Annotated in this window: 1 protein-coding gene; it reads right to left on the reverse strand. The window is 64.7% G+C overall.

Translation table 11 applies throughout. The features are described from left to right. Positions 1–196: 196 nt before the first annotated feature. On the reverse strand, positions 197–1,603 hold the full coding sequence (locus EOB80_RS34220; RefSeq protein WP_245466513.1) for a pitrilysin family protein: 1,407 nt from the start codon (positions 1,601–1,603) through the stop codon (positions 197–199). Positions 1,604–1,608: the final 5 nt, after the last annotated feature.

A 1,608-nucleotide genomic window follows, 5' to 3' on the forward strand; every position in this document is an offset into this window, starting at 1 on the left:
CTGCCGGCATCCTCTCCCCGTATAGTGACGGGGAGAAGGGTGCTGCCATCGCCGATTTCGCCAATCACCAAGGTTGCCAGGTGGGGGCCGAGGTTGCGGCCAACCCCCTTCTCCCCGTTACTATACGGGGAGAAGTGCCCGGCAGGGCGATGAGGGGCGGCGCCGGCGTCCGGAAAAGAGAAATGCGTGCCCGCTCTCATCCCTTGCCGGCTCCTGCCAGCTTCGGGCCGATGACCATGATGGTCGGCTCGGCGGTCAGCAGCTTCTTCGTCGCCGCCTTGACCTGATCTAGCGTCACCGCGTTGATGTAGCCGGCGCGGCGCTGCATGTAGTCGATGCCGAGATCGTCGAGCTGCAACTCGACCAGCGTCGAGGCGATGGCGCTGGACGAGTCCAGATTGTTGATGGCGTAGGCGCCGATCATGTATTTCTTGGTGGCCGCCAGCTCGGCTTCGGTCGGGCCTTGTTCGGCCAATTGCTTGACGACATCGCGGATGATGCCCAGCGTTTCGGACGCGCGGTCGGAGCGGGTGCCGGTGCTGACGATCAGCGCGCTGGCGTGGTCCTGGTTGATGAGCGAGGAGTTGACGCTGTAGGCCAGCCCGCGCTTCTCGCGCACCTCCTGGAACAGGCGCGAGGTGAAGGTGCCGCCGCCAAGAATCTCGTTCATCAGCACGGCGGGGAAGAAATCCGCCGCCTTGCGCTTCACGCCGGGAAAAGCGAGCTGCAGGGAGGTCTGCGGCAGGTCGTAGTCGACCTCGATATGCTGCGCCAGCTTCGGGTCGATATCGGCCACTGGCCTCAGCGCCTGGTTTTGCGGCAGGTCGCCGAACACCATGTCGAGCTTCTTCTTCAGCGTCTCCGCGTCGATGGCGCCGACAACGGCGACACGCAGCCCGCCGCGCGCGAACACCGCTTTGTGCAGGGCTTTGAGATCATCGGGCGTGATGGTGGCGATGCTTTCCTTGGTGCCCTGGTCGGAGCGGGAATAGGGATGATCGCCATAAAGCGCTCGCGCCCATTTGTTCTGCGCCACCGTGTCGGGATCGTTTTCGCCGGCGATGATGCCGGACAGGATCTGGGAGCGGATGCGGTCAATCGGCAGCTGGTCGAAGCGCGGCTCGTTGACCGCCAGCCGCAACAGGTCGAAGGCCTGGTCGCGCTGCTCGGCCAGCATGCGCATGGAGCCGTAGATGCCGTCGCGGCTCTCGTCGAAGCTCATCTCGGCGCCGGCATCGTCGAGCTTGATCTGGAAGTCTTCACTGTCGAGCGGGCCGGCGCCTTCGTCGAACAGGCCGGTCATCAGATTGGCCAGCCCTTCCTTGCCGACCGGATCCTGCGTCGAGCCGCCGCCGAAGACGAAGCGGATGGCGACAACCGGCACGGAATAGTCCTCGACCAGCCAGGCGGTGATGCCCTTTGGCGAGGTGACGGACTGGATGTCCATGGCCCGCGCGGTGAGTGCCGGCAGGATGAGGAAGAGGATGGAGAGGAGTAACGTGAGCAGCGGGGCGATGGCGCGGCTCGGGGTGGTCGTTCCAAATGAACAATTGTCGAAGTCGGCGCCGCCCCTCATCGCCCTGCCGGGCACTTCTCCCCGTATAGTGA

It is taken from the genome of Mesorhizobium sp. M7A.F.Ca.MR.245.00.0.0 (assembly GCF_003997415.1).
GTDB lineage: Bacteria > Pseudomonadota > Alphaproteobacteria > Rhizobiales > Rhizobiaceae > Mesorhizobium.